The organism is Cellulomonas sp. plas2, assembly GCF_057221735.1.
On sequence record NZ_CM170155.1, the window covers coordinates 3227944 to 3252750 of the forward strand.

Annotated in this window: 23 protein-coding genes; all 23 read right to left on the reverse strand. The window is 76.4% G+C overall.

What is annotated here, in order from left to right; all coding sequences use genetic code 11:
- Positions 1-205 precede the first annotated feature (205 nt).
- The 23 genes from AC2TDM_RS14395 to AC2TDM_RS14505 all read right to left on the reverse strand — a co-directional run bounded on the left by AC2TDM_RS14395 (position 206) and on the right by AC2TDM_RS14505 (position 24777).
- Complete coding sequence (locus AC2TDM_RS14395; RefSeq protein WP_484635095.1) at positions 206-1876, reverse strand: flagellar biosynthetic protein FliO; 1671 nt, start codon at positions 1874-1876, stop codon at positions 206-208.
- The gene (fliN, locus tag AC2TDM_RS14400) at positions 1876-2634 is read right to left on the reverse strand and encodes a flagellar motor switch protein FliN (RefSeq protein WP_484635096.1); all 759 of its coding nucleotides are present in this window, start codon (positions 2632-2634) and stop codon (positions 1876-1878) included. The genes AC2TDM_RS14395 and fliN overlap by 1 nt, the downstream gene beginning before the upstream one ends.
- Positions 2631-3569: a flagellar motor switch protein FliM gene (locus AC2TDM_RS14405; RefSeq protein WP_484635097.1), complete on the reverse strand. Its 939-nt coding sequence runs from the start codon at positions 3567-3569 to the stop codon at positions 2631-2633. Before AC2TDM_RS14405 ends, fliN begins: the two co-directional genes overlap by 4 nt.
- 217 nt (positions 3570-3786) lie before the next feature.
- Positions 3787-4320, reverse strand: a complete 534-nt coding sequence (locus AC2TDM_RS14410; RefSeq protein WP_484635098.1) for a flagellar basal body-associated FliL family protein — start codon at positions 4318-4320, stop codon at positions 3787-3789.
- A 1-nt stretch (position 4321) separates the two neighbouring features.
- Positions 4322-5281, reverse strand: coding sequence for an OmpA/MotB family protein (locus AC2TDM_RS14415; RefSeq protein ID WP_203708989.1), 960 nt, complete (start codon positions 5279-5281; stop codon positions 4322-4324).
- On the reverse strand, positions 5278-6051 hold the full coding sequence (locus tag AC2TDM_RS14420; protein WP_090035304.1) for a motility protein A: 774 nt from the start codon (positions 6049-6051) through the stop codon (positions 5278-5280). The genes AC2TDM_RS14415 and AC2TDM_RS14420 overlap by 4 nt, the downstream gene beginning before the upstream one ends.
- The gene (locus AC2TDM_RS14425) at positions 6051-6479 is read right to left on the reverse strand and encodes a flagellar FlbD family protein (protein ID WP_484635099.1); all 429 of its coding nucleotides are present in this window, start codon (positions 6477-6479) and stop codon (positions 6051-6053) included. Before AC2TDM_RS14425 ends, AC2TDM_RS14420 begins: the two co-directional genes overlap by 1 nt.
- A gap of 445 nt (positions 6480-6924) precedes the next feature.
- Positions 6925-8493, reverse strand: a complete 1569-nt coding sequence (locus AC2TDM_RS14430; RefSeq protein WP_484635100.1) for an HNH endonuclease signature motif containing protein — start codon at positions 8491-8493, stop codon at positions 6925-6927.
- A gap of 915 nt (positions 8494-9408) precedes the next feature.
- Positions 9409-10113: a M15 family metallopeptidase gene (locus AC2TDM_RS14435; protein WP_484635101.1), complete on the reverse strand. Its 705-nt coding sequence runs from the start codon at positions 10111-10113 to the stop codon at positions 9409-9411.
- A 288-nt stretch (positions 10114-10401) separates the two neighbouring features.
- A complete protein-coding gene (locus tag AC2TDM_RS14440; RefSeq protein WP_090031010.1) occupies positions 10402-11586 on the reverse strand; it encodes a flagellar hook protein FlgE in 1185 nt (394 codons plus the stop codon).
- An 83-nt stretch (positions 11587-11669) separates the two neighbouring features.
- On the reverse strand, positions 11670-12119 hold the full coding sequence (locus AC2TDM_RS14445; RefSeq protein WP_484635102.1) for a flagellar hook assembly protein FlgD: 450 nt from the start codon (positions 12117-12119) through the stop codon (positions 11670-11672).
- Between the two features lie 88 nt (positions 12120-12207).
- Complete coding sequence (locus AC2TDM_RS14450; protein ID WP_484635103.1) at positions 12208-14265, reverse strand: flagellar hook-length control protein FliK; 2058 nt, start codon at positions 14263-14265, stop codon at positions 12208-12210.
- Positions 14262-14717: a flagellar export protein FliJ gene (locus AC2TDM_RS14455; RefSeq protein WP_484635104.1), complete on the reverse strand. Its 456-nt coding sequence runs from the start codon at positions 14715-14717 to the stop codon at positions 14262-14264. The genes AC2TDM_RS14450 and AC2TDM_RS14455 overlap by 4 nt, the downstream gene beginning before the upstream one ends.
- On the reverse strand, positions 14717-16039 hold the full coding sequence (locus AC2TDM_RS14460) for a FliI/YscN family ATPase (RefSeq protein ID WP_090031266.1): 1323 nt from the start codon (positions 16037-16039) through the stop codon (positions 14717-14719). The genes AC2TDM_RS14455 and AC2TDM_RS14460 overlap by 1 nt, the downstream gene beginning before the upstream one ends.
- Before the next feature lie 233 nt (positions 16040-16272).
- On the reverse strand, positions 16273-17061 hold the full coding sequence (locus tag AC2TDM_RS14465) for a FliH/SctL family protein (protein WP_484635105.1): 789 nt from the start codon (positions 17059-17061) through the stop codon (positions 16273-16275).
- A complete protein-coding gene (gene fliG, locus AC2TDM_RS14470; RefSeq protein WP_090031015.1) occupies positions 17054-18061 on the reverse strand; it encodes a flagellar motor switch protein FliG in 1008 nt (335 codons plus the stop codon). Before fliG ends, AC2TDM_RS14465 begins: the two co-directional genes overlap by 8 nt.
- Positions 18058-19650, reverse strand: coding sequence for a flagellar basal-body MS-ring/collar protein FliF (gene fliF / locus AC2TDM_RS14475; protein WP_484635106.1), 1593 nt, complete (start codon positions 19648-19650; stop codon positions 18058-18060). The genes fliG and fliF overlap by 4 nt, the downstream gene beginning before the upstream one ends.
- The gene (gene fliE, locus AC2TDM_RS14480; protein ID WP_090031017.1) at positions 19650-19991 is read right to left on the reverse strand and encodes a flagellar hook-basal body complex protein FliE; all 342 of its coding nucleotides are present in this window, start codon (positions 19989-19991) and stop codon (positions 19650-19652) included. Before fliE ends, fliF begins: the two co-directional genes overlap by 1 nt.
- Complete coding sequence (locus AC2TDM_RS14485; protein ID WP_090031018.1) at positions 19991-20389, reverse strand: flagellar basal body rod protein FlgC; 399 nt, start codon at positions 20387-20389, stop codon at positions 19991-19993. Before AC2TDM_RS14485 ends, fliE begins: the two co-directional genes overlap by 1 nt.
- Positions 20389-20730, reverse strand: a complete 342-nt coding sequence (locus AC2TDM_RS14490) for a flagellar basal body rod protein FlgB (RefSeq protein ID WP_484636470.1) — start codon at positions 20728-20730, stop codon at positions 20389-20391. Before AC2TDM_RS14490 ends, AC2TDM_RS14485 begins: the two co-directional genes overlap by 1 nt.
- A gap of 342 nt (positions 20731-21072) precedes the next feature.
- Positions 21073-22722, reverse strand: a complete 1650-nt coding sequence (locus AC2TDM_RS14495; protein ID WP_484635107.1) for a glycosyltransferase family protein — start codon at positions 22720-22722, stop codon at positions 21073-21075.
- Positions 22719-24032, reverse strand: coding sequence for an FkbM family methyltransferase (locus AC2TDM_RS14500; protein WP_484635108.1), 1314 nt, complete (start codon positions 24030-24032; stop codon positions 22719-22721). Before AC2TDM_RS14500 ends, AC2TDM_RS14495 begins: the two co-directional genes overlap by 4 nt.
- Positions 24025-24777, reverse strand: a complete 753-nt coding sequence (locus tag AC2TDM_RS14505) for an HAD family hydrolase (RefSeq protein ID WP_484635109.1) — start codon at positions 24775-24777, stop codon at positions 24025-24027. Before AC2TDM_RS14505 ends, AC2TDM_RS14500 begins: the two co-directional genes overlap by 8 nt.
- Between the last annotated feature and the right edge of the window lie 30 nt (positions 24778-24807).

Genomic DNA, 24807 nt, shown 5'->3' on the forward strand with positions numbered 1-24807 from the left:
AGCGCGGCGGGCACGGACGCGACGACCGGACCTGCAGCCGCGGGCGCCGCCTGGGCGCGCGGCGCGGCGGCCGCACCGAGCACCAGGAGGGCGAGGACCGCGAGGGCCAGCGCGACGAGCCGGCCGCTGGGGCGGTGCCGGCGCAGCCGACCCGTGAGGCGGTCCAGGCGGGCGGGCGTCACCGACGCCGAGGGCAGCAGCGCGCTCACCGGCGGACCGTCCGGTCCTGCAGCACGCGCACCGCGCGGCGCCACGTGTCGGGCGACAGGGCGGAGCCGGCGAGCGGCGAGGGCGTGAACGCGGCGCGCAGGTCGGCGCCGACGAGGTCCAGGTCGCCGACGGGCGTCCCGACGAGCGGCTCCTCGTCGCGCCGGACGGGCGCGCCGGGGGTGCTGCCCGCGCCGGCAGCCACGGGCGCGGTGGGGGCGCCGGCCAGGACGGGGAGGTCCAGGCCCGCCAGGTGGACCGGCAGCTCCGGCAGGACCTGCGTCGCCCGCGGCGACGCCGCCACGACCGCCGAGGCCGCCAGGGCGGAGGACGCGACGCGTGCGGAGGACAGCGGCCCCGGCACGACGCCCGTGGGCGCGGCGGCGGTCGTCGTCGTGCCCGACGGCGGGGCGACTGGCAGGCCGGCGCCCCCGGGGTGGGCGCTCCCGGACCCGGCGCCCGCGAGGGCGGCCGCCGCGACCGACGGACGGGGGGTCGGCACGGCGGGCGTGCCGGCGGCCCAGACCGCCGTGCCGACCGGTGCCAGGCCGGCGGCGACTGCGGCACCCGCGCCGAGGCCGGCGGCGCCGGGGACGGCCGCGGTCGTCGGGACGCTGCCCGGTACGCCGAGCGGGCCGAGGACGCCGGCCTGCGTGAGGCTGGCCCGCAGCGAGGCGAAGGAGTCCGAGACGGTCGCCGACGCGGCGGCGAACCCCGACCCGGCCGACCCGGCCGCGCGCACGGCGGCCGAGGGCCCGACCGCGGTCGGGGAGGCGGACGGGGTGAGGGCGTCGAGGCCGGCGGTCATCGGGCGCAGGCTCGCGGCGCCGACCGGCATGCCGGTCCGCACGCTCGCGCGCAGCGCCGCCGGGAAGCCGGGGGCGAGGAAGGGCGTGCTCGCGGCCGTGGGGCCGGGGACGACGTCCGAGCCGGGCACCGAGCCGGGCACCGAGCCGGGCACCGAGCCGGGTACAGAGCCGGGCACCGAGCCGGGGACGCAACCCTGGGCGTCGCCGAGGGGGACGAGCGCGAGCGCGGCCGCGGCCCGGGCCGCGGCGTCGGCGGCCCGGTGGTCGCCGACGCCGTACGCCCCGGCACCGACGAGCTCGCCGGCGGCGACCAGCGCCGCGGAGCCGCCGGCCGTGGCGGGGGCCGTGCCGGCGGCGCCGGCGGCCGCGGGGGCACCGGCAGGGCGCAGGCGGCGCCGACGGCGGGCCGGGGTGCCGACGCCTCCGTCGGCGTGCGAGCCGTCGGCGTCGTCCGAGGCGTCCCCGGTCGTCGTCGCGCCCGCCGTCGCGCCGGTGGTCGCACCCGTCGTCGTGCCGGTCGTCGTGCCGGTCGCCGTGCCCGTCGTCGTGCCCGTCGTCGTGCCCGTCGCGCCCGTGCTGGTGCCCGTCGAGCCCGTGCCGGCGCCCGCCGGGTCGAGCTCGGTGAGCATGGTGACCTGCTCGTCGCCGAAGCCGACGAGGAGGCGGCGGTCCCCCACCGCCACGACGGCGACGCCGCCGCGACGGCCGATCGACTGCTTGCCGACCACGCGCACCGTGGGCTCGGTGCGGGCGGCGGCGAGGCGGGAGCTCCCGGCCAGCCGGCGTCCCGCGAACCAGATCAGCCCGATGACGCACGCGAGCGCGAGGAGCACCCGGGCGGCGAGCAGGAGGGAGTCCATCAGGCGCCGGCCTCCGGTGCCGCGACGATCTCCGTGATGCGGATGCCGTAGTCCTCGTCGACGACGACGACCTCGCCGCGGGCGATGAGCCGGCCGTTGACCATGACGTCGGCGGGCGAGCCGGCCGTGCGGTCGAGCTCGAGGACCGCGCCGGGCGCGAGCTCGAGGACCTGGCGCATGGGCAGGCGCGTGCGGCCGATCTCGGCGGTGAGCGTCATCTCGACGTCGTAGAGCACCCGCATGCCGGCCTTGGGGTTGGCGCCGTCGCGCTGCGTGGGCAGGCCGTCGGCCGTCGGGGTCGTCACGCGCGGGCCGCGCTGGCGCAGCCCGAACCAGGCGACCGTCACGCCGTCGCGCTCGAGGGCGAACAGCTCGGTGTCCTCGCCGACCGCGGCGGCCACCGTCTCGGTGCGGGCGTCGTCGAGCACGCCGGCGCCCAGGGTGCGGGCCGCCGCCTCGAGGGCGGGACGCAGCGTGTCGACGAGCTCGAGACCCGCGCCGCCGGGCGCACCGGCCGTGCCGGACGCGGCCAGCGCCTCGGCGACCGCGCCCTGCGCGACGAGCAGCAGCTCGGCGCTCGGCGACCCGACGAACGAGGCGACGACCGCGACCTCGTCGGGCAGGGGGGCGGCGGGGCCGCCGGTCGCGACGGAGGCGGAGGACGCGGCGGGGACGGCGACGAGCGGGACCGTCGAGGGGACCAGGGCGGCAGCGGCGGCGGCGGCCTGCTGGCCCAGGGCGGTCGTGGTGGCGGTCATGAGAGGTTCTCCTCGACGGTGACGATCTGGCAGGCGAGACGCGAGCCCTGGCTGCCGGCGGCGGCCCTGGCGAGGACGACGCCGTCGACGACGACGTCCAGCGGCGTGGACACGGGGTGGTGGATCGGGAGCACGTCGCCGATGCGCAGCTCGACCACCTCGCGCGGGTGCACCGGCACGGGGGCGAAACGGACCGCGACCTCGAGCGGCGCGTCCTGCACGGTCTCGTGCAGGTGGACCGCGGCCTCGGCGGCGGCGCGGACCTCGTCCTCGGAGCGGTCGTCGGTCTCGCGGGAGGCGCGGATGACGCCGAGGGTCGGCTCGGCGGGGATCATGAGCGTCGCCGTGTCGACGCGCTCGCCCAGGCGCAGGGAGAAGGTCGCGACCAGCACGTTCTCCGCGGCGCTGACGGCCTGGACGAACTGCGGGTTGTACTGGACGGACCGGATGGTCACGTCCAGCGGGGTCACGGCCGCGAAGGCGTAGCCGAGGTCGTCGAGCGCGTGCTGCAAGGCGTCCTTGACGAGGACGAGCTCGATCTCCGACAGCTCGCGCTCGGCGCGGTCGTCGCCGAGGCCGGAGCCGCCGAGCAGGTAGTCGACCCAGACCATCGTCGCCTCGACGGGGACCTGCAGGATGCCCGTCTGGCGCGTCTGCTCCACGGTGCACAGCACCACGGCGGTGTGGGTGGGCAGGGAGTTGGCGTACTCGTCGTACACGCGCAGGGACAGGTCGTCGAGGGTGACCTGGGTCGTCACGCGCAGGCGCGCGGTGAACTGGGTGCCCCACTGGCGGGCGAACCGCTCGAAGGCCATCTCCAGCAGGCGCGAGGTCTCCCGCGCCATCGTCATGGGTCGGCGGAAGTCGTAGGGCTCCGGGACGCCGGTGCGGGCACGACGGCTCGTCGTCGCCGGGCGGGGGGTCTGGACCGTCACAGGGGCTGCATCGGCGTCCGGGTACGCCGACTGAAGCAAACGGGTGACACCTCTTCAGGACGGGCGTCGGCGTGTCGCGCCGGCGTGGCGCCGGGGCGGCTGCGGTCCGCCCGACGCGTCGCCCCCATGTCGGCGACCGTGGCGGCGCCGTCGCGCCCGGCCGTGCCCCCGGCAGGCGCGCGGCGCGACCCGAGGAGGTCGCGCCGCCGCTCCCCCGCTACTGGGTGACGTAGGTCGTCAGGTACACGGCCGCGATGCCGTCGGGGTAGGTCTCGGCGAGCTGCCGCGTGAGCTCGGCCTTCAGCTCCTCGCGCTTCGCGCCGTCGTTGACCTCGGCCATCGGGCGGCCCGAGTAGAGGGCGATCGCCTTGTCGAGCGCGACCGAGGGGTCCGGCAGCGGCTCCACGGCGGTCGCCGTCAGCTGCAGGGCCAGCCCGAGGCGCAGGTAGTGACCCTCGGCGAGGTTGATGGAGATGGGCTCGACCGTGAGGACCTCGCCCAGCTCCACGGGCTCCTCGACGACCTCGGCCGCCGCCTCGCCCTCGGCACCCTCCTCGCCGGACGGCGCGAAGAGGAAGAAGTAGGCGCCGGCGGCGAGCCCGAGCACCGCACCGATGACGACGAGGAGCAGGAGCTTCTTCTTGCCCTTCTTGGCGGGGGCCTCCGCCTCCTCGGCGGGAGCCGCGCCCCCGCCGCCGATCTTGCCGCCGCCGATCTTCTTGTCGGAGACGATCCTCTGCTCAGTGGGCATGTCACTGTCCGTTCGGTGCGTTCGCGATGGTGGGGACGAGGGCGCGCACGGAGTCGGGTGCGCTGGAGAGCACGACGATGTCGACGCGGCGGTTGGCCTCGAGGGCCTCCGGGGTGTCGCCGGGGACGAGCGGCCGGGTGTCGCCGTAGCCCGTCGCCTGGACACGCCGGCCGGGCATGCCGTCGTGCTCGACGAAGCGGCGCAGCACCTGGGTGGCGCGGTCGGTGGAGAGCTCCCAGTTCGTGGCGTAGCGGCCCGAGACGGGCAGGGTGTTGGCGTGCCCCTCGACCGCGATCTGCTCGCCGAGGCCGGCCAGGGTCGGGGCCACGGCGTCGAGCACGGCGATCGCCCGGCCCGTGAGCTCGGCGCTGGCGGCGCCGAAGTACACGTCGTTGGCGACCATGCCCATCACCAGGCCGCGGTCCGTGATGGAGAACCGCGCGGAGTCGGCCTCGCCCCGCTCGCTGAGGGCCGCCGCGAGCTGGTCGCGGATCTGCTCCAGGTGCTGCGCCTCGGCCTGCGCGGCCGCGACGGTGGCGGGGTCCTGGCCCTCGAGCGAGACCGGCGCCGTGCTGGCCGATGCCGCCGGGGGCGTGTAGGTCGGGTTGGAGGCCTGGGTGCCGTTGGAGGCGTCGGCGGTGATGAGGTTGGGGCTCGTCGTGCCGTTCTCGTTCGGCTCGTTGAGGTAGGCGCTCGAGTCGAGGACGCCGTCCGTGCCGTCGAGCACGCTGAGGGAGTCGGCGGCGCTGAAGCCCGTCGCCAGCGACCGCCGGAGCTCGTTGAACTTGATGGCGTCCACCTGGCTCATCGCGAAGAGCACGATGAAGAGCGCCATGAGGACGGTCATGAAGTCGGCGTAGGAGACCAGCCAGCGTTCGTGGTTGACGTGCTCCTCGTGCTCCTCGTGCTTCTTGCGGCGCCCGCCGGGAGCCCCGTGCCCGCCGCCGTGCCCGCCGCTCACGCGGCCGCCTTGTCCTTGCCCGCCGGGGCCGGGGGCAGCAGGCTGCGCAGCTTCTCACCGACCATGCGCGGGTTGGCGCCGGCCTGGACCGCCAGGAGGCCCTCGACGGAGAGCTCCATGTGGTGCCACTCCATCTCGGCGAACCGCTTGATGCGGGCGCCGAGCGGGAGCCAGAGGATGTTGGCCGAGAAGATGCCCCAGAAGGTGGCGACGAAGGCGCCGGCGATGGCGTGCCCGAGCGAGCTCGGGTCGTCGAGGTTCTCGAGCACGTGGACCAGCGAGATGACCGTCCCGATGATGCCGATCGTCGGGGCGTAGCCCCCGAGGTCGGCGAAGAACTTCGCGTTCTGCTTGTCGATGTTCTTCTTCGTCGTGATCCGGTCCTCGAGCAGCTGGCGCAGGTCCTCGGGGTCCGTGCCGTCGATCGCGGACTGCATGCCGCTGCGCAGGAACGGGTCCTCGATGTTGCGGGCCGCCTCCTCGAGGGCCAGCAGGCCCTCACGGCGCGCGCGCTCCGCCAGCTCGACGATCGTGTCGACGGTGCCCGAGGGGTCCGGCGCCTTGTTCGTGAGCGCCTTCGGCAGCGCCTGGAAGGCCCCGATGACGTCCTTGAGGCTGTTGCCGATGAAGCCGACCCCGATGGTGCCGCCCCAGACGAGGATCAGCGGCGGGACCAGCATGATCGAGGCCGGGTTGCCGCCCTCGAGGATCATGGCCAGGAAGATGGCGCCGACACCGACGCCCAGTCCGATGAAACCGGCGGGATCCATCAACGGCTCCTGGGGCGCAGCGGGACGGCGGGGGCAAGGTGGCCCTCGTCGCCCGGTTCGGACGAGGTGGAGGGGACGGGACCGGCGCCGCCGGCGTGCGCGGCCGGGCCGGACCCGTGGGAGCCGGCGTGCGAGCCGCTGCGGTGAGAGCCGCCGTGGGGTCCCGCGTGCGTGCCGTACGGGGAGCGGTCGTCGAGGTCGCGGCCGAGCAGGTCCGCGTGCGGGTCAGCCGCCAGCTCCTGGGCACGGGCCAGCAGCTGCGACCGGTGCTCGTTGATGCGGTCGATGACCTCGCCCATCGACTCCTCGACGATGTACTTGGTCCCGTCGATCAGCGTCAGGATGGTGTCCGGCGCGCTGTCGATGCGTTGGACCAGGTCGGGGTTGACCCCGAACTGGCCACCGTTGAGGCGCGTCACAACGATCACGGCACTTCCCGTCCCTGGTTCTTGCTGAGCGGGCGCGGCACGCGGGCCGGGCCCGGGCCCCTCCGTGGGCCAGATGACTGCACCATCGGTGCGCGCGGCCCTGTCGTGAGCCATTGGGATGCCTCGCGCGCCCCGTCCGGGTCACGTCACCCGGTCGGACGCCACTTCGTCCGGTCCCCGCCGACGACGGTCGCGGCGCAGGTCAGAGCGCGGCAGACCCCGCTCGGGTCGTCGCCTCCGGAGAGGCCCCGGAATCCGGGACCCGGCAACCGGGACCCGGGCTGGACCAGGCGACACCCGCTCGACAAGGCGGCCCGCACCGGGACCCGGGACCCGGGCTGGAGCATGCGACACCCGCTCGACGAGACGGCACGCACCGCCCGGCAGGCGTGCCAGGCGTACCGGGCACGAGCACGGGCAGCCCGCGAAGCCGACCACGTGCGCCTCATGAGGGGCCGTCCGTCCCGGTCGGGCTCAGGTCGTCGCCGTCGTCGTCCATCACGTCCTGCACGCCACCGACGTCCGCGCCGGGCAGGGGTCGGCCGTGGCGGTCGGTGAAGTGCCACCGGCTGCCGCGGCGGGTGATCTCGATCCCGAGGGCGTGTACGCGGGCGTGGTGGTGCCAGCACAGCAGGACCCCCTCGCCGGCGTCGGTGTCGCCGCCGTCGCGGGCCCAGTGCCGCACGTGGTGCACCTCGCACAGCGCGGGTGGGGCGTCGCACACCGGGAACCGGCACCGCCCGTCACGAGCCACGACCGCCCGGCGACGCGGCCCGGTGAACGTGCGCTGCGAGCGACCCACGTCCACGACCTCCGAGCGCGGCCCGAACACGATGCGCGAGACCACGCTGTCGCACGCCAGGCGCGCCAGCACCGAGGCCGGCACGGCCCCACCCCCGACCAGCTCGGCCACCCCGAACCGCTCGACGTCCGGTAGCCCGTCGTCCTCACCGTCACGCGGACCGCCACCCGGACCGCTACCCAGCCCGACGCCGGGCCCGTCGCCCGGCCCGAGATCCGGGGCCATGTCACCGCCGGAGCCGTGGTCGACGTCCGGCCCACCTGGGGGCGCGAGAGCGTGCACGCCGGCGCAGCCTGCAGGGGCGGCCGTCGGTGAGTCGCGCGGCCCATCCACGTGCTCGTGTGCCGCCGTGCACCGCGTCGAGGCCAGCTCAGCCCGTGCCGCCGGCGCGTGCTCGTCCAGCGGGCCCGTCGCGGACACGGCGCGGCGCAAGGTGTCGAAGTCCACGACCACCGACAGGTGCGGGCGCTGCTCACCGACCGACCCGGCCAACCCGTGATCCAACGTCAACCGCGCCAGATCCACCAGCCCCTGCGCCCGCCGCTGCGAAGTCGTCCGACCGTCCTCCGCGACCGGCACCCCCACCACCATCTCCAACGCCGCACGCACCGTCGCGCCCGACTCCTCGGTCAAGAACCCCGACAGGTGATACCCACCCGTCGTAGCCGCCAGATCCACGAACTGACGCTCCTGCGCCTCCCGGAACCCCCGCTCATCGGCCTCCGGGTCCGCCGCCGCCGACCACCGCGAGACCAACCGACGGAACGACCCCACCGGCTGCACCCGCGCCTGCGCCAGCAAGAACCCCTCCCCCGCCACCGACCCCGCCTCCTGCAACGCGGCCACCCGCGCCGGTGTCGTGGCCGCCGAGGCGATCACCCGCGCCGCCTCCACGCCGATGTCCCCGGCCACGGCCGCACGCCCCGTGGCCGGCACCACCTCCTGCCAGACCCGCCCGGTACGCACCAACGCCGCCGCCCGCGCATGCGGCACCCGCCCCACCTCACCGACCCACCCCGCCAACGACCGGGCACCGGCCACCGCCCACAACCCGTCAGCCTCCACCACCGGCAACAACGCCGCCGCCACCGCCTCCAACCGCCCCGCCAACCGCAACGCCGCAGCCACCGCCTCCACCGCGCCCTGCCCCTCCACCGCCCGACCACCCGGCCCCGCCGCCGCCAACACCGCCGCCACCGCATCGACCGCCACCTGCACAGCCGCCAACGCCGACCCCACCCCCACCACCCTGCTCAATCCTGCTCACCCCCGTCCCGACAATTTCCACCGCCCTCGACGACGAAGACGACAATGCCAGGCACCACCGACACGACACCGCGCCGGGAACAACGCTCAGGACCGGGACGAACAAGGGACAGGCGCGCCTACCATGTCTCTGACCAGTGGGGATGCCGCTCGGGCACCACATCGCACGACCCACTAGCTCACCCCCGCGGCCATGCGTCGAAAAGTTCGCCCGAAAGAGGGAAGAATGCGCCGAGCCGTCCACAGCCCTCATTCTCATGCCTTCATCCACAGAAGAGGCGCGCCTGGACGTCGACGCCGAGTGACAGGGGCTCGCCCTGGAGGTCGCTCGAGCGGTTGTCCCATGCCGAGCCGGCTCAGCGCGGCCGGGACGGGCGCGAGCGCAGAGGCCGCGGAGGAGTCGACGTGAGCTCACGCCGAGCAGGGCACCAGCCGTCAGCGGCGTCGCCCAGCCCGTCGGTGTGCGGCGGGCAGCGACCGGACGATCGGCACCGCCCCGGACGCGGACGAGCACGAAGGACCGCCGGCGCCACGGGCGACGGCGCGCTCGGGAGTGCGCCCGGCAGCGCCGCGGGAACCGACGCGCGACCGGACGACGACGCGCGGCTCGGGGCTCGCGGCTCGCGGCTCGCGGCTCGCGGCTCGCGGCTCGCGGCTCGCGGCTCGCGGCTCGCGGCTCGCGGCTCGCGGGCAGTCCACGGGAAGGACCGCGAGCACGGCCGACGACGACGTCGGACTCGCAGGCACGTCGAGACCGGCAGGAACGGGAGCACGGGCGCGAGGGCCTCCACGCGCGAGGGAAGCACGACGCGGAGGACTGCGAGCGCTACCACCCTGCCGGCACCGTGCCGCAGACCGCCGTCAGGGCTGGAAGGACCAGTGCCACGACTCGCGCGGGGTGTCGGCGACGAAGCCGTACCGGCCCGCGTTCTGCTGCATCCACGCCTGCGCCTTCGCGTCCAGGTCGAGGTCGACGGCCATGCCCCACCCGTGGTCGCTCGTGCCCGGCGCGGCGGCGAGGCCGCCCTGCGAGTACAGGCCCTTGCGGTTCGCGACGTCGACCTGCGCGGCGTAGGAGCGGTAGGAGTCGGTGATGCCGATGCCCACGCCGTCGGCCTTCGCGGCGGCGAGGAGCTGCTCGAGGCGCTGGGCCGCCGGCGCCCAGAGCCGGTGCCCGGTGCTGCCGACGCCCGCCAGCGCCGACTCCGGGATCTTGCCGTTGCCGTACGCCGCCAGCGCCGCCGGCACCTTGCCGCCCCCGAGGCGGGTGACGGAGCTGGACCAGGCGATGTCGCCCAGCCCCGCGCCGGCCGTCGTGGTGGCGCCGCCGCCGGGCACGACCCCGGCGAGACCCGCGAGGGAGGCCGTCGACCCCGTCGACCCGCCGGACGACGCACTCGTCGTGCTGCCGAGCGCAGCGGCGAGCTCGCCGGCGAACGCCGCGGACCCTGCCGAGGTGCCCCACGACGAGGCGCTCGTCGCCGCCGTCGGCACCGTCACGGGGGGCGCGGCCATCAACGACCGGATCTCCGCCAGCCGCCCCGCGATCGCCTCGATGCCGCTCATGCCGCCCCGTCCTCCCGTGCCCTGCCGTGCCCTGCCGTGCTCTGCCGTGCCCTGCCGTGCCCTGCCGTGCCCTGCCGTGCCGTGTCCGGACCGCCTGGTGCCCCGCGCGCGTGTGCCGACCGTCCGCCGCCGACCTCCTGTCCCGACCACCCGCCGGCCGTCGTGCGCGTGGCGGGACGAGCGGGTGCGGAGGCGCCGTCGTCGACCCCCGGGCCGACGACGGCGCCCCCCCTCGACGCCGCGCGGCCCGCCCCCGGGGTCACCGGGCGGCGGGCCGCGCGCGCGACGTCACCGCTTGAGGTTGATGAGCTCCTGCAGCACGTCGTCGGACGTGGTGATGACGCGGGAGTTCGCCTGGAAGCCGCGCTGGGCGACGATGAGCGAGGTGAACTCGCTGGACAGGTCCACGTTGGACATCTCGAGCGCGCCGCCCGTGAGCGTGCCGCGGCCGCCGGTGCCGGCGGTGCCGATCTGCGCGGCGCCGGAGTTGGCGGTCGTGGCGAACAGCGAGCCGCCGGCCTTCTCGAGGCCGCCCGGGTTGGTGAAGCTGCTCATCGCCATGCGGCCGATGACCTGCTTGAGGCTGTTGCTGAAGGTGCCGGTGATCGTGCCGTCGGCGCCGAGGCTGAAGGCCTGCAGCTCGCCCGCGTCGTAGCCGTCCTGGCTCGCGACGGCCACCGACGTGACACCCGCGAACGACGTCAGCCCGGTGACCGCGACGGTCACGGGCGTCGTCGAGCCCAGCGTGATCGGCGCGGTCGTCGTCAGCTCGCCGTCCGTGAACGCCAGGCTCGTCGTGGGGGAGGTCGCGGTGCCGTCGCTGGCGACGAGGTCCCAGCCGGCCGCGGTCCGCGTGAAGCCGAGGGTCAGCGTGCGCTCGTTGCCCTCGGTGTCGTAGGCCTTCGTGGTGCGCTCGATGAGCGTCCCCACGGTCGCGTCGGCGGGCAGGTTGCCGGCCAGCGCCGCGTTCTGCGTGGCCTTGGCCTGCATGAGCGTGCCGACCGGCACCTTGAGGTCCGACAGCGGGGCGTTGGTGTCGACGACCCCGTTCACGGCCATCCAGCCCTGGACCTTCGCGCCCTCGCCCGGCAGGACCATCTGCCCGGTCGAGTCGAAGTCGAAGTTGCCGGCGCGCGTGAAGAAGTCCGTGCCGCCCTTGCTGACGACGAAGAACCCGTCGCCCTGGATCATCATGTCGGTGCTCTTGCCGGTGAGCTGCGACGAGCCCTGCGTGAAGCTCGTGCTGATGCCGGCCAGCTTCACGCCGAGGCCGACCTGCGCCGGGTTGGAGCCGCCGATGCCGTCCTGCGCCGCGGCCCCGGACTTGACCATCTGGCTGAGCGTGTCCTGGAACGCCGTCTGCGAGGACTTGAAGCCCGTCGTGTTGACGTTGGCGATGTTGTTGCCGGTGACGTCGAGCATCGTCTGGTGGGCGCGCAGGCCGGAGATGCCGGAGAAGAGCGAGCGGAGCATGGGTGGGTCCCTTCGGGTGGTGGCCGCCGTGCCGCGCGGGGCGTGCGCGTCGGCGGCCGGGTCGGTGCAGGCTCGGGCGGCGGTCAGGCCGTCGTGGCGGTGGTGACGGTCGTGACCTCGTCGAGGCCGAGGGTGGCGGTGCCGACGGTGACCTTCGGCGTGCCCGCGCTGTAGGAGACGGCGGAGACCAGCCCGCTCGTCGTGGTGCCGTCCGCGGCGGTCCAGCTCACCTGGCGCCCGACGAGCGAGGCGCCCGCCATGCGCATCTGCAGCGCGTACTGCTCGGTGCTGGTCTTCCGGAGGGCCTCGAGGCTCTCCATGCTCGACAGCTGCGTGGTCTGGGTCATGAGGTTCGAGGAGTCCATGGGGCTGCTCGGGTCCTGGTTCTTCAGCTGTGCGACGAGCAGCTCGAGGAACGCCTGCTTGTCCAGCGTCCCGTTGTCGGCCCTGCTCGTGCCCGACGAGCCCGTCGTGCCGGCGGCCGCGGCCGTGCGCGGGGCCGTCAGCGACGAGACGGAGATCTCGGTGGTCATGCGCTCCTCCTGGTGAGGGGGTTCTCGGCGGGCCGGGTGCACGGGCGGGACGGGACGGCACGGGGGTCGCGGACCGCGACGCGTGCGCTCACAGGTCCACCTCCAGCCCGCCGCCGGGCCCGACGAGGGACCGGCGGACCGTCGGGCCCGCGGCGGTGCCCGGGCCGTCCACCGCGCGGTCCCCGTGGCCGGCGCGACCCGCACGCGCGGCCGCGAGGTCACCCGCGGAGGCGCCGCGCCCGTCGCCCGCACCGGTCCCCTGGCCGCTCGAGCCCTCGGTCCCGGTGCGGCCGCTGCCGGCACCCAGGTCCACATCGGCACGCAGACCGCTCTGCCCGAGGTCACGACGCAGGTCGTTCAAGGACTGGCGCAACGCGTCGCGGGTCGCGTCCGACGCCCCGAAGAGCTCGATCCGCACCCCCTCGGGCCCGATGTGGGCGACGATGCGCGCCTCCCCGAGGCTGATCGGGTCGAGCGGCACGGTCAGCACGTGCGTGCCGTTGCCCAGCCCGCCGACGTGCGCGAGCCGCGCGCCGAGCTGCTCGGCCACGGGCAGGGCGGTCCCCGCCGCGCCCGGGTGGGCCGGCACGGGGGTCGCGGGAGCGGCCGCGGCAGTGGTGGCGGAGGTCGCCCCCGAGGTGCCCGGGGCGCCCGCCCCGGCGCCGACGGCCTGCGCCACGAGGTCGAAGGCCGCACGTCCCGCGTCCGTGGCGACGCCACCTGCCTGCGCGCCGGCCGTGCCGGTGCCCGGTCCGGTCGTCGCCCCCGCGCCCGCGGTGCTCACGCCGCCGAGGGGGGCGGGCCCGCCGAGGCCGGTGCCGGCCGGCACGACGCCCGTCCCCGGTCCGCCCGTGGCGGTCGCGGCGGCGGCATGGGCGGCGTGGGTGGCGGTCGGGGAGCCCGCGGCGGGACCGCCGGCGGCGCTCCCCTGCCCTGCGGCGCCCGAGCCCTCGGCGCCGCGACCGGCCGGGTCGTCACGGTCGGTGCCGGTCCCCGTCCCGGCGGCGGTCGCGCCGCCCGCCGTGGCCGGGGCGGCGCTCGAACCGGACGCTGTGCCGGACGCTGTGCCGGACGCGGTGCCGGACGCGGTGCCGGACGCGGCGGTGCCCTCCGCGGCGGTGCCGGTCGCAGCGACGCCGGAAGGCGACGTGCCCGCCGTGGTCGCCGCGGCCCCGCCGGCCGAGGCCCCGGCGGTCGCCGTGGCAGCCGCACCGGCACCGGTGGTCGAGGTGGCGGTCGAGGCGGTGGTCGAGGGGCTCGGCAGGACGGCCGACGCGGTGGTCGCCGTGGTGGCCGACGCGGCGGCGCCGGGCGCGGTCGTCCCGGTCGCACCCGTGGCACCACCGGCCGCTGCGGCGACGGCCGCCGCGCCGGTCGTCGTGAGGGCGGCCGTGCTCGCGCCGGCGGGGTCGCCCGCACCGGCGACGAGCGCACCGGCCGCAGCCGTGCCGTCGACGGGGTGGTCGACGGACGCCGTGCCGCCCCGACCGGCGGCACCGTCGGCGGCGACCCCGGCGTCAGCACCGGTCCCCGCGCCGGGCGAGCCGGCCGAGCCGCCGGAGCCGGGACCCGAGGGGCGGTCCTCGGGGCTGGGGCGGTCGTGGGCAGGGCGGTCGTGGGCGGGGCGGTGGTGGGTGGGGGCGGTCGTCACGTCCTGCCCGGTGCCGGGCCCGGCCGGGTCACACCGGTCGGAGACCCGATCGGGAGCGCGATCGGGAGCGCGGTCGGGAGCGCTGTCGGAGACACGGTCGGAGGTGCGGTCCGTGGTGCGGTGCGTGGTGCGCTCCGTGGTGCGGTCCGTGCTGCGACCGGCAGAGCGCTCGGCGGGACGCCCGGCCCGGCCGCGGACCTCGTCGCCGCGCCCGTCCGTCCCGGCAGGGCCGCGGTGCGCGCGGCCCTCGTCGAGCCGCGCGGTCGACGCGCGCCGCGGACCGGCGCCGACGTCCGCCGGGTCCACCGGGGACGGTCGACGACCCGTGCCGGCGCGACCGGTCCCCCGGACCGTGCCGCGGTCCTCCGCAGCGGCGCCCAGCAGGTCGGCGAACACGTCGGCGCGCGCCGACGCGGCCGCGTCGGGACGGCCGCGATCGGCGGCGGCGCCGGCGGGTGCGCCGCCGCGCACGAGGGGCACGGTCGTGCTGCTCACGGTGTCCTCCTGTCGTCACCACGGTCGGTCCCGCCACCGGCCGGCGCCCGGCCGGCGATCTCGTCGAGCACGAGCTGCTCCGCGCGCAGGTCCTCCGCGCGCACCTGCTCCGCGTGCCGCTCCGCCAGCCGCTCCACGGCCCGCGTCTCGCGGCGTGCCAGCGTCCATGCCTCCTGGGCGACCGCGACCTCGTCGTCGGCCGCGACCAGCTGCACCCGGCGCTCCCCGAGCAGCGCGCCCAGCGCGGCCCGCCCGGCGACCCCCGCCTGCCACAGCCGCACGTCGGCACCGTCGGGCATGCCGGACGCGGCGAGGTCGGACTCGGCTCGCGCGAGCTGCGTCGCCGCCGCCCCGCGCACGGCGCGGGTCTGCGCGAGCCGGCCCGCTGCCCGGTCCTCGGCCATGCCGCGCAGCCGCAGCAGCCCGGCGAGGGAGAACGTGCGCGCGGCCATCACAGCTCCCCGAGCGCGGCGGCGAGGGCGCCGAGGCGCCCCCAGGAGTCGGCGGCGGGCGCGCGCTCGTCCATCCGCTGCTGGAGGAACGCGTCGATCGCGGCGCCGTGCTGCACGGCCGCGTCGACGAGCGGGTTCGACCCCGCGGCGTACGCGCCCACGTCGAGCAGGTCCTGCGCCTGGCGCCGGGCGGCCATGACGGCGCGCAGCCGGCGGGCGACCTCGCGCTGCTGCGGCGTCGTCACGCGGGACGCGACGCGGCTGATCGACCCCAGCGCGTCGACGCTCGGGAAGTGCCCGGAGGTCGCGAGGCGGCGGTCGAGCACGACGTGCCCGTCGAGGATCGACCGCGCGGCGTCGGCGATGGGCTCGTTGTGGTCGTCGCCGTCGACGAGGACCGTGTAGAGGCCGGTGACGGATCCCGTGGCACCCGTGCCGGCGCGCTCGAGCAGCCGCGCCAGCAGGGCGAACGTGCTCGGCGGGTACCCGCGGGTCGCCGGCGGCTCGCCGACGGACAGCCCGATCTCGCGCTGGGCCATGGCCACGCGCGTGAGCGAGTCCATCATGAGCACCGCGTGGCGCCCCTGGTCGCGCAGCGACTCGGCGATGCGGGTGGCGACGAACGCGGACCGCAGGCGGACCAGCGGCGGCTCGTCGGACGTGGCGACGACGACGACCGATCGGGCCAGGCCCTCGGGGCCGAGGTCGTCCTCGAGGAACTCGCGGACCTCGCGCCCGCGCTCGCCGACGAGGGCGATGACCGACACCTCGGCGTCGGTGCCGCGCGCGATCATCGACAGCAGCGACGACTTGCCGACGCCCGAACCGGCGAACAGGCCGAGGCGCTGCCCGCGGCCGACCGTGACGAGGGTGTCGAGCACCCGCACGCCGAGCTCGAGGGGCGTGTCGACCCGCGCGCGCTCCAGCGGGTGCGGCGCGTCGCCCTCCACGGGTAGCCAGGCCTCCGCGCGCAGCGGGCCCTTGCCGTCGATCGGCCGGCCGAGCCCGTCGAGCACGCGGCCCAGCAGCCCGGGGCCGACGGGCGCCCGCAGCGACCGGCCGGTCGCCCGCGCGGGCGTGCCGGCGCGCAGGCCGTGCACCGTGCCGAGCGGCATGCAGCGCGCGAGGGTCCCCGTGGTGGCGACGACCTCGGCCTGCACGGCGTCGGTCCCCTCCCCCACGACGACGACCTCGCCCACCGCCGCACCCGTCCCGGCCACCTCGATGCCGAGCCCGACCGCGCTGCGGACGGTGCCCGTCAGCTCGGGGCCGGCGGCGGTGACGGCACGCGCCCAGCGGGCGCGCGTCGCGACGGGGGGCAGCGGGAGCGGGCGCAGGGCGACGGCGGGAACCGTGGTGGCGGGCAGCGTCCCGGGCTGCGTCCCGGGCAGCGCCGCGCCGGCCGCGGGCTGCCCGTCGGCCGGTCCGGAGGCGAGGCCGGCGAGCGGGCCGGCCGGCGTCGGCAGGACGCCGGGCGCGGCGGGCACGCGGACGGCCGGGGCCGCCGCCTGCGCCGCGGCGACGAGCTCGGCCAGCGGCCCCGGGACGACCGGGGTCACGACAGGTCCTCCCCGCGCAGCGCGGCCAGCGCCCGGGCGAGGCCCTGCTCGATGCGCGCGTCCAGCAGCCCGTCGGCGTGCTGGCCGACGGCGTCGCCGGGCTGCAGCGAGGGGTCCGCGACGACCGTCACCCCGGCGTCCGCCGGCACGGCCCCGACGGCCTCCAGCGCCGCGACGTCCCGCGGGTGCAGGCGCACGAGCACCTCGGCCGGCCGCTGCGGGTGGTCGAGCACGCGCGCGAGCGCGGCCCGGGCGGAGTGCTCCGCGTCGTCGAGCTCACGGCCGAGCACGGCCTGCGCGAGCTCGACGGCGGCGCCGAGGAGCCCGTCCTCCGCCGACGCCAGCACCGGTGCGGCCGCCCCCTGCGCGGCAGCAGCGGCGCGGTGCAGGACGGCCAGCGCCGCCTGCACGGCCTCGTCGCGCAGCGCCTCGCGCTGCGCCGCCCGCGCACGGGCCAGCTCGGTCTCCGACGCGGCGACGCGCGCCGCCTCGCGGGCCCCGGCCGCGTACCCCGCCGCGAAGCCCTCGGCCCGGGAGCCGGCGTCGACGGGCACGACCGGGGTGACGGGCACGTGCCGGAAGGGCTTCGCCGGCGCGGCGCCGGGGGCGCCGGCCGCGGCGGCGAAGGCGGCCGCCTCGGCGACGGGCGTCCCGAAGGCCCCCGCCGCTCCCCCGGCCCGCTCCGGCCCGGGTGCGCCGGCCTGCTGCGGGACGGTCGAGGTCCCGGCGGGCACCGGCACCTGCACCGGCACCGGCACCGTCGCGACGAACGGTCGGTCAGACATACTCGTCGTCCCCCTCGCGGCTGATCACGATCTGCCCGCTCTCCTCCAGGCCTCGGATGGCCTGGACCACGCCGGCCCGGGCCTCCTCGACCTGCGACAGGCGCGTCGGGCCGAGCAGCTCGATCTCCTCCAGCAGGTTCTCGCGCGCCCGCTCGGACAGGTTGCGCAGGACCTTGTCCCGCACCTCGTCCGACGTGCCCTTGAGGGCGACGGACAGCGAGGACGTCTCGACCTGCCGCAGCACGAGCTGCATGGCGCGGTCGTCGAGCAGCGTGATGTCCGCGAAGACGAACATGAGGCTGCGCACCTGCTCGGCCAGGCCCTCGTCGCGGTTGCGCAGGCCCTCGAGGATGATCTTCTCGGCGCTGGGCCCGGCCCGGTTGATGATCTCGACGAGGGGCTGCACGCCGCCGACCGCCGCCATCTCCTTGGGCGTGAGCACGGCCGAGGCCTTGCGCTGCAGCACCTCGGCGATCGTCGCGACGACGTCCGGCATCGCCCGTTCCATGAGCGCGATGCGGTGCGCCACCTCCGCCTGCATGTCGGCGTCGAGCGCGCCCAGCACGCCCGAGGCCATCTCCGGGCGCAGGTGCGCGAGCACGAGCGCGACCGTCTGCGGGTGCTCCCCGTCGAGCAGGGACAGCACCTGACGGGCGTCGGCCTGCTGGAGGAACTCGAACGGCTGCGGCGCGAGCGTGGCCTGCAGGCGCTGGAGCACGTCCGCGGCCTGGTCCCGGCCGAGGGACGCCTCGAGCAGGTGCTGCGCGAGGCCCACGCCGCCGCCGATGCCCGGGCCGGCGGCCGTGACGTCGTAGAACTCCTCGAGCACCTGGTCCGCGAGCGCCTGGTCGACGTGCTGCAGGCGCAGGATCTCCGCCGTCAGCTCCTCGATCTCCGCGAGCTCCATCCGCGCCATGACCTTGCCGGCGCGCTCCTTGCCGAGCTGCAGCAGGAGCATCGCGGCCTTCTGCGGACCGGTCAGGGTCGCCACCGCGCTCATCGCCGGGCCCCCGGCTCGGACAGCCAGCCGCGGAGGAGCTCGGCCATCTCGGCCGGGTTCTCGTCGGCCATGGCGCTGATCTCCTCGCGGCGGCGGCGCGCGGGGTCGTCCTCGTCGTCCGCGCCGCTGCCGATGGCGCGGACCTCGCTGGCGTCCAGGGCCTCGAGCGCGGCGCGCTCGGCGTCCTGGCGGGCGGCGAGCTCGCCGAGGTCCAGCGCCTCGCGGCGGGCCTTCTTCGAGCGGCGCGCGCCGGCGATGACGAAGCCGATGACGAGCAGGAGCACGAGCCCGCCGGCGGCGGCCTGCGTGATGAGGGTCTTCTGCGCCTCCGCGGCGGCGGCCTCGTCGGCGGCGGCCAGCGCCTCCTGCGCGGCGGCAGCGGCCGTGGTGTCGAAGGGCAGCTGCTGCACCGCGAGGGTGTCCCCGCGGGCCGCGTCGACGCCCGCCGCGGCGGCCAGCGTCGTCTGGAGCTGGGCCATGTCGATCCCCGCCGCGACCGTGGAGTCGACCGCCACCGCGACGGACTGCCGCGCCACCGCGCCGGCGGGCGTCGAGGTGGTCTCCGTCGTCTTGTTGATGGCGTTCTGGACGTCCTCCGTGACGTTGGAGTAGTCGCCGGTGCCGGTCGTGCCGTCGCCGCCCGGGACCGCGATGTTGTCCGGCCCCAGGACGCCCGTGGCGCCGGCGCCGCCCGTGCCCGTGTAGGTCTCGTTCGTCGTCGACGAGGCCAGCGGCCCCACGTCCGGCGTCTGGGTGAAGGTCTCCGTCGTGGTCTCCGAGTTCGAGGAGTCGACCTCGGCCGTGACGGTCACCGCCGACTTGCCGGCGCCGAGCACCTGGTCGAGCAGGGACTGCAGGTTCGCGGCGACCTTCGTCTCGTAGTCCGACGCCTGGTCCGACGACGAGCCCGTCACGCCCGTGCCGATCGCCGAGAGCACCTTGCCGCCCGCGTCGACGACCGCGACGTCCGTCGGCTCCATGCCCTCGATGCCGGCGGAGACGAGGTGGACGATCGCCTGCACCTGGTCGTCGGTCAGCTCCGCGCCGGCGCGGGTGCGGACGAAGACGGACGCCGTCGGGTCGGCCTTCGTCGAGGCGAACACCGTCTCCTCGGGGATGGCGAGCTTCACGGACGCCGTCTCCACGCCGGACATGGCCTCGATCGTCTTGGCGAGCTCGCCCTGCAGCGCGCGCTGGTACGTCGTCTTCTGCTGGAAGTCCGAGGACGTCATGGGCATGCTCTCGAGGAGCGAGTACCCGTCGCCGCCGCTCTCCGCGGGCAGGCCCGCCGCGGCGACCTTGATGCGCTCCGCGTAGATCTTGTCGGTGGGGACGAGGATCGTCGTGCCGCCGTCGGCCAGCTCGTAGGTCACGCCGTCGGCGGTGAGCTGGTCGGTGATCGCGCTGGCGTCCGCGGGCGTGACGCCGCTGAACAGCGGCCCCATCGTCGGCGTTGACAGCCAGCCGTAGACGGCGAACCCGCCGAGCGCGAGCACGGCGACGCCGATGATCGCCAGCGTGCGCTGGGCCAGCGAGAACTGGGACACCGCCCCGCCCATGCGGCCGAGGACGGACTTCACGGCGGCCATCAGGCCTGCATCCGCAGGATCTCGGTGAACGCCTCGACGGCCTTGTTGCGCACGGCCGCGGTGAGCTCGAGAGCGGTGGCCGCACGGGCCGAGGCGATCGTGTAGTCGTGCACGTCGGAGAGGTCACCGGTGACGGCCTTGACGGCGAGGTCGTTCGACGTCGCCTGCAGGCCCTGCAGGCTCTCCACCGAGCCGAGCACGGAGGCGAAGCCGGCCCCGCTCGTCGAGGGGACGCCGGCCGCGCCGGCGGCGCCGGTCACGTCCGGGCCGTCGAGGTAGCCGGTGGGGGCGACCGGGGCGACGGCCCCGATGGCGCCGATCGCGGACAGGGGCGTGCTCATCAGCTGCGTCCGATCTGCAGGGCTGCCTGGTACTGCTCCTTGGCCCGGTCGATCACGGCGGCGCTGGCCTGGTAGCCGCGCTGGGCCATGATGAGCTGGGTCATCTGGCTGGAGAGGTCGATGTCGGGGTAGCGGACGTACCCGCCCTCGTCGGCGAGGGGGTTGTCGGGCTCGTACACGAGCCGGCCCTCCGGGTCGCCGAAGCGCGCGCCGGCCACCTGCACGCCGCCGTCGCCGGAGGTGATCTCCTGCGCCACGACGTAGCGGGCGCGGAACGCCTCCTCGGACGTCGCCGTGACGGTGTTGATGTTGGCGATGTTGTCCGACACGGCGTCGAGCCACTTGCGGTGCACCGTGAGGCCGGTGCCGGCGACGCCGATCGCCGCGAAGATGCCCATCAGGAGGTCCGCATGGCGGCGCGGATGGCGTTGAACTGCCCGCCGGCGGCCTGGGTCGCGAGCTGGTAGCGCAGCTGCGTGTCGATGTTCGACACCGTCTCGGTGTCGAGGTTGACGTTGTTGCCGTCCTCGCGCGTGGGCTCCAGGGAGCGCGCCACCGAGGCGGTGACGGCACCCGAGCCGTGGGCAACGGCGGTGCGGAGGCTGGCCTCGAACGCCACCCGGCGGGCGTGGTAGCCCGGGGTCTGCACGTTCGCGATGTTGTCCGCGATGACGCGCTGGCGGAGCGCCAGGCCGTCCAGCGCGCTGTCGAGCGCGACGGAGCTGACGGAGTCGAACAAGCCCATGGCCGGGAGTACCCCTCATCGACGGGTCGGTGCGGTGGATCTCGGCCGGTCCATGGCCTGTGCTGCTGCGAGCGATCCTTCGCTCACGTGCCCTATCGGCGCGCGCACCCGGGAGGGTTAGGCATTCGGGGGACCTGTCCTCGGCGGGCCCCGCACCACCCGTCCGGCCCAGCGCGGACCGGCGCACGACCGGGCGCCGGGGACGCACCTGGCGCAGCCGCGGGGACGGCGCGGGCCCGGGGACGGCGCGGGCCCGGCAACGGCGCGGGCCCGGCGCCCGTCACGGCCAGGTCGACCGTGACGCGCGCCGGGCCCGCCGCCCGACTGCCCGTGCGATCAGCCCCCGGGCAGCAGCACGACCTCGAGCTCGTCGGCGACGAGGGGCTCCGTCGAGCGGATCCGTACGCGCAGGGTGTGGTGCGCCTGCGCGAGGTCCGGCCCCAGCGTGAGCCGCACGGTCAGCACGTCGTCCCAGACGAACAGGTCGCGGACGGGGACGTCGACCGTGTTGACGGTGACCGCGACCACGCAGTCCGCGCCCGCCGCCGGTCCCAGGCGCAGCAGCAGCTCCAGGCCCGGCAGCCCGGCCACCTCGCCCGGCAGGGTGAGGCTGACCTCCGTGAGGAGCTGCGCCAGCGCGACCGCGCCCCCGCGGGTCCGGCCGCGGACGGCCGGGGGTGCGACGAGCAGCCCCGAGCCGTCGGCCCGGACGGGCACGGCCTCCCCCAGCGGCGCGCGCGGCGCGGGACGCAGGTCGACCTCGGTCCCCGTCGGCCGCCGCTCGAAGGCGGCCACCTGCGCCGGCCGCGTCACCACGGTCGTCGCCTGCACCGCGCGGGCCAGCCGCGGCACGAGGCCCCGGGCCTGGAACCGCCGCGTGAGCTCGACGTCCTCCGCCTCGTCCCAGAACAGCGCCTCGTTCCACGGCGTCGCGCGCAGCGCGTCCGTCCGGCCCAGCACGACCCCGCCGTTGGCGTACACCTGCGCGGAGTAGCCGTCGTACGGCATCTCGACGTTCGGGAAGAGCGTCGTGTCCGAGCCGATGGCCGTCCAGTCGGGGTACCGCGTGCCGTCCGTCGTCGTCTGCCGCGGCACGACGAGGTCGAGGTCCGTGCCGTACGCGGCCAGGCCGGCCAGGAACGTCGGCGCGACGGTGTAGCGGTCGTGGGCGACGAGCACGAGGGGGTGCTGCGCGACCTGCACGAGGAGGTTCTTCTTGCGGGTGATCCAGCCGCGGTCCGTGTGCTCCGCGGGCTGCTCGACGAGGCGCACGTCGCCCAGCACCTCGCTGGTGACGTGGTCGACGCAGCCCGCCGGGCCGCACACGAGGACCTCGTACGGGACGGTGCTCATGCCCTCCGCGGCGCGCACGCTCTCGACGAACGCCCGGACCCGCTCGGGCTGCCGCCCGTCGGTGATGACCGCGAAGCTCACGGCCAGGGGCGGCACCTCGACCGGCGTCTGCGGGACGGACAGGACGTCCACCTCGGCCCCGAGGCCGGGGACCGGCTGGCGCAGGAGGCTGCGGACGCGTCCGCCCGTGCGGGCGTGCAGCATCCCCGCCAGCTCGTGCCGGTGCACGACGAGTCCCCGCGAGAGCCGCAGCACGAGCGCACCGTCCGGCCGCAGCGCGCGCAGCAGCTCGTCGACGACGAGGGGCCAGCACGAGCCCGCGGCCGCCAGGTCCTCCTCGAGCAGCACGGCGACGTCGTAGCCCCGGTGGCGGGCGGGGTCGAGCCGGCGGTCGCGGGCGGGGTCCAGCGGGCCCGCGTCGGCGTCGAGGCCGCCGGGGGCCACGTGCCCGACCCACAGCACCCGCTCCGCCGCCGGGCACGCGGCCAGGGCGGCCGCGAGCACGTGGCCCGGCACGCCGCCGGGCAGGGCGGGCAGGTCCGGGACGCCGGGCAGGTCCGGGACGCCGGGCAGGTCCGGGATGCCGGGCAGGTCGGGCAGGTCGGCGACGAGGTCCCCCACGAGCGCGGTCATGCCGGCACCGTCCCCGCGCTGCGCGTGGTCGCCCGGCGGCGAGGAGCCGGGACGGCAGTGGCAGCCGGGACCGGCTCGACGACCGCCGCGTCCCGCACGGCGACCGCCGCGTCCCGCTCCGCCACGGCCGCGTCACGCTCCGCGACCGCCCTGTCACGCTCCGCGACCGCCGTGTCCCGCTCGGTGCGCATCCGCTGCGCGAGGGCGAGCATCTCCTCGGCCTGCTGCTCGAGCCGGCCGTACGCCGCCAGTGCCTCCTCGCGCCCCCGGTCGACGTCCAGGCGCTGCCGCTGCAGCGAGACCTGCTGCTCGACGAGGAGCGCGTGGTCGGACTCGGCGGCGTCGGCCCGCGCGCGCTCGGCACGGGCCGTGCGAAGCGCGGTCTCCAGCTCGCGGCGCAGCGCCGCGACGACGGTCCGCATCTCGTCGAGCAGGACGGCGCGGCCCTCCCGGAGCCGGTCACGCTCGGCGACCACGCCCTGCACCTGCTCCCCGAGGCGCGCCGCGGTGGCGAGGAGGTGCTGCGCGGACCGCGCCTCCTCGGCGGTGGCGCACGGGACCGCCCAGAAGTGCTTGCCGTCGTACATGTGCACGCCGCGCAGCCCCAGGATGCGCTCCACGTCGGCCAGGTCGACGTCCGGGGCGGTGAAGTAGACGTTGACCTCGTTCATCGCCTCGTCGTTGGCCTTGACGGAGGCCACGCGCAGGCCGAGCTCGTCGAGCACCCGGTGCGCCCGGCCCAGGTCCTGCGCCTCGCCGGCGTACACGCCGCGGTCCGGCACGGTCGGCACCTCGAGCATGCCGGCGCGCAGGTCGGCCACGCGCGCCCCGGCCGAGGCCAGCACGTCCAGGTCCAGGCCCTGCACGTCGATCTTGACGAAGTCCACGACGCCTACGCCGTGCCGCTCCAGGACCGTCTCGAGCCGCTCGACGCGCACGCGGACCTCGGAGGTGTACCGCAGGTCGGGCCGGCCGGCCCAGTACTCGTCCGCGGCGATCCGGTCGGCGTCGAGCTCGAGGAGGCTCGAGATGCCCCAGTCGCCCTGCTCGGCCACGTGCAGGACCACGTCGTCGCCCGGTGCGGAGGCGAGCGCGACCTGCTCGACGACGACGTTCGTCAGCCCCTCCTGCGCGGCGCGCGCGACGATGCGCCGCGCCAGCGCCGGCACGGGCTCGACGCACAGGACGAGGTGGTCGGGGTTGCGGCGGGCGAGCTCGATGCCGAAGTCGCCGACGTTGGCGCCGATGTCGAGCACGGTGCGCCGACCGGCGGTGGCCGCCGTGGTGACGGTGCGGGGGGTCTCAGGCACGGACGGGGGTCCTCTCGGAGGGGAGGGCGGCCGCGACGGCCGGCCCGGGGACGGACGGGCTGGTGCGGGCGGTGCCGTGCGGGCGCTGGGTCGGCAGCGCCGGCAGCGCCCTGGAGGACCTGCCGCTGCCGTCGAGCAGCGCGATCCGGCCGAGCACCGCGGGCAGGTTCACGTCGTCGACCGTGCGGACGACGAGGACGTGGGTGCCGGCGGCCCGGGCCGCGGCGATGCCGTTCTCGTTGTCCTCCACCACCAGGACCTCCTGGGGCCGCAGGGCGAGGCGGCGGACGGCCTCGAGGTAGACGGCGGGGTGGGGCTTGGGCGCGACCACGTCGGAGCTCGACAGGGTGAACGCGAGGTGCGGCACCAGCCCCGCCAGGCCGAGCATGAGGTCGACCGACTCGCGGACGGAGTTGGACGCCACGGCCGTCGGGTAGCCGAGCGCCGCGAGGCCGGTGACGAGGGCCAGGTGGTCGGCGTGCGGCGCGCAGCGGGCGCGGACCAGCTCGACCGTGTGGAGCTGCTTGAGGCGGGCGACCTCGTCGTGCGCGGAGCGCGGGAGCCCGGCGCACCGCGTGAGCCGCTCGAGCTTCGTCCGTGTGGGCAGGCCGTCGTAGTGCGCGAGGTGCTCCTCGCGGCCGATGCTCAGGCCGAACCCGGCGAGCGCGAGGTTCAGCGCCTCGTAGTGCCACTCCTTGGCGTCGATGAGGACGCCGTCCATGTCGAAGACGACCGCGCGGATCATCGTCACCCACCCTCCGACGGGGGACGCGTT

What these genes read in the sequence shown, in the direction of transcription:
- fliG (WP_090031015.1), bottom strand. Translation starts at nt 18,061, where the DNA reads ATGAGCGCGGTGGCGACCCTGACCGGTCCGCAGAAGGCCGCGATGCTC.
- AC2TDM_RS14485 (WP_090031018.1), bottom strand. Translation starts at nt 20,389, where the DNA reads ATGGGCATCTTCGCGGCGATCGGCGTCGCCGGCACCGGCCTCACGGTG.
- fliE (WP_090031017.1), bottom strand. Translation starts at nt 19,991, where the DNA reads ATGAGCACGCCCCTGTCCGCGATCGGCGCCATCGGGGCCGTCGCCCCG.
- AC2TDM_RS14445 (WP_484635102.1), bottom strand. Translation starts at nt 12,119, where the DNA reads ATGACCACCGAGATCTCCGTCTCGTCGCTGACGGCCCCGCGCACGGCC.
- AC2TDM_RS14440 (WP_090031010.1), bottom strand. Translation starts at nt 11,586, where the DNA reads ATGCTCCGCTCGCTCTTCTCCGGCATCTCCGGCCTGCGCGCCCACCAG.
- AC2TDM_RS14410 (WP_484635098.1), bottom strand. Translation starts at nt 4,320, where the DNA reads ATGCCCACTGAGCAGAGGATCGTCTCCGACAAGAAGATCGGCGGCGGC.
- AC2TDM_RS14395 (WP_484635095.1), bottom strand. Translation starts at nt 1,876, where the DNA reads ATGGACTCCCTCCTGCTCGCCGCCCGGGTGCTCCTCGCGCTCGCGTGC.
- AC2TDM_RS14495 (WP_484635107.1), bottom strand. Translation starts at nt 22,722, where the DNA reads ATGACCGCGCTCGTGGGGGACCTCGTCGCCGACCTGCCCGACCTGCCC.
- AC2TDM_RS14505 (WP_484635109.1), bottom strand. Translation starts at nt 24,777, where the DNA reads ATGATCCGCGCGGTCGTCTTCGACATGGACGGCGTCCTCATCGACGCC.
- fliF (WP_484635106.1), bottom strand. Translation starts at nt 19,650, where the DNA reads ATGGCCGCCGTGAAGTCCGTCCTCGGCCGCATGGGCGGGGCGGTGTCC.
- fliN (WP_484635096.1), bottom strand. Translation starts at nt 2,634, where the DNA reads ATGACCGCCACCACGACCGCCCTGGGCCAGCAGGCCGCCGCCGCCGCT.
- AC2TDM_RS14455 (WP_484635104.1), bottom strand. Translation starts at nt 14,717, where the DNA reads ATGGCCGCGCGCACGTTCTCCCTCGCCGGGCTGCTGCGGCTGCGCGGC.
- AC2TDM_RS14435 (WP_484635101.1), bottom strand. Translation starts at nt 10,113, where the DNA reads ATGAGCGGCATCGAGGCGATCGCGGGGCGGCTGGCGGAGATCCGGTCG.
- AC2TDM_RS14465 (WP_484635105.1), bottom strand. Translation starts at nt 17,061, where the DNA reads ATGTCTGACCGACCGTTCGTCGCGACGGTGCCGGTGCCGGTGCAGGTG.
- AC2TDM_RS14420 (WP_090035304.1), bottom strand. Translation starts at nt 6,051, where the DNA reads ATGGATCCCGCCGGTTTCATCGGACTGGGCGTCGGTGTCGGCGCCATC.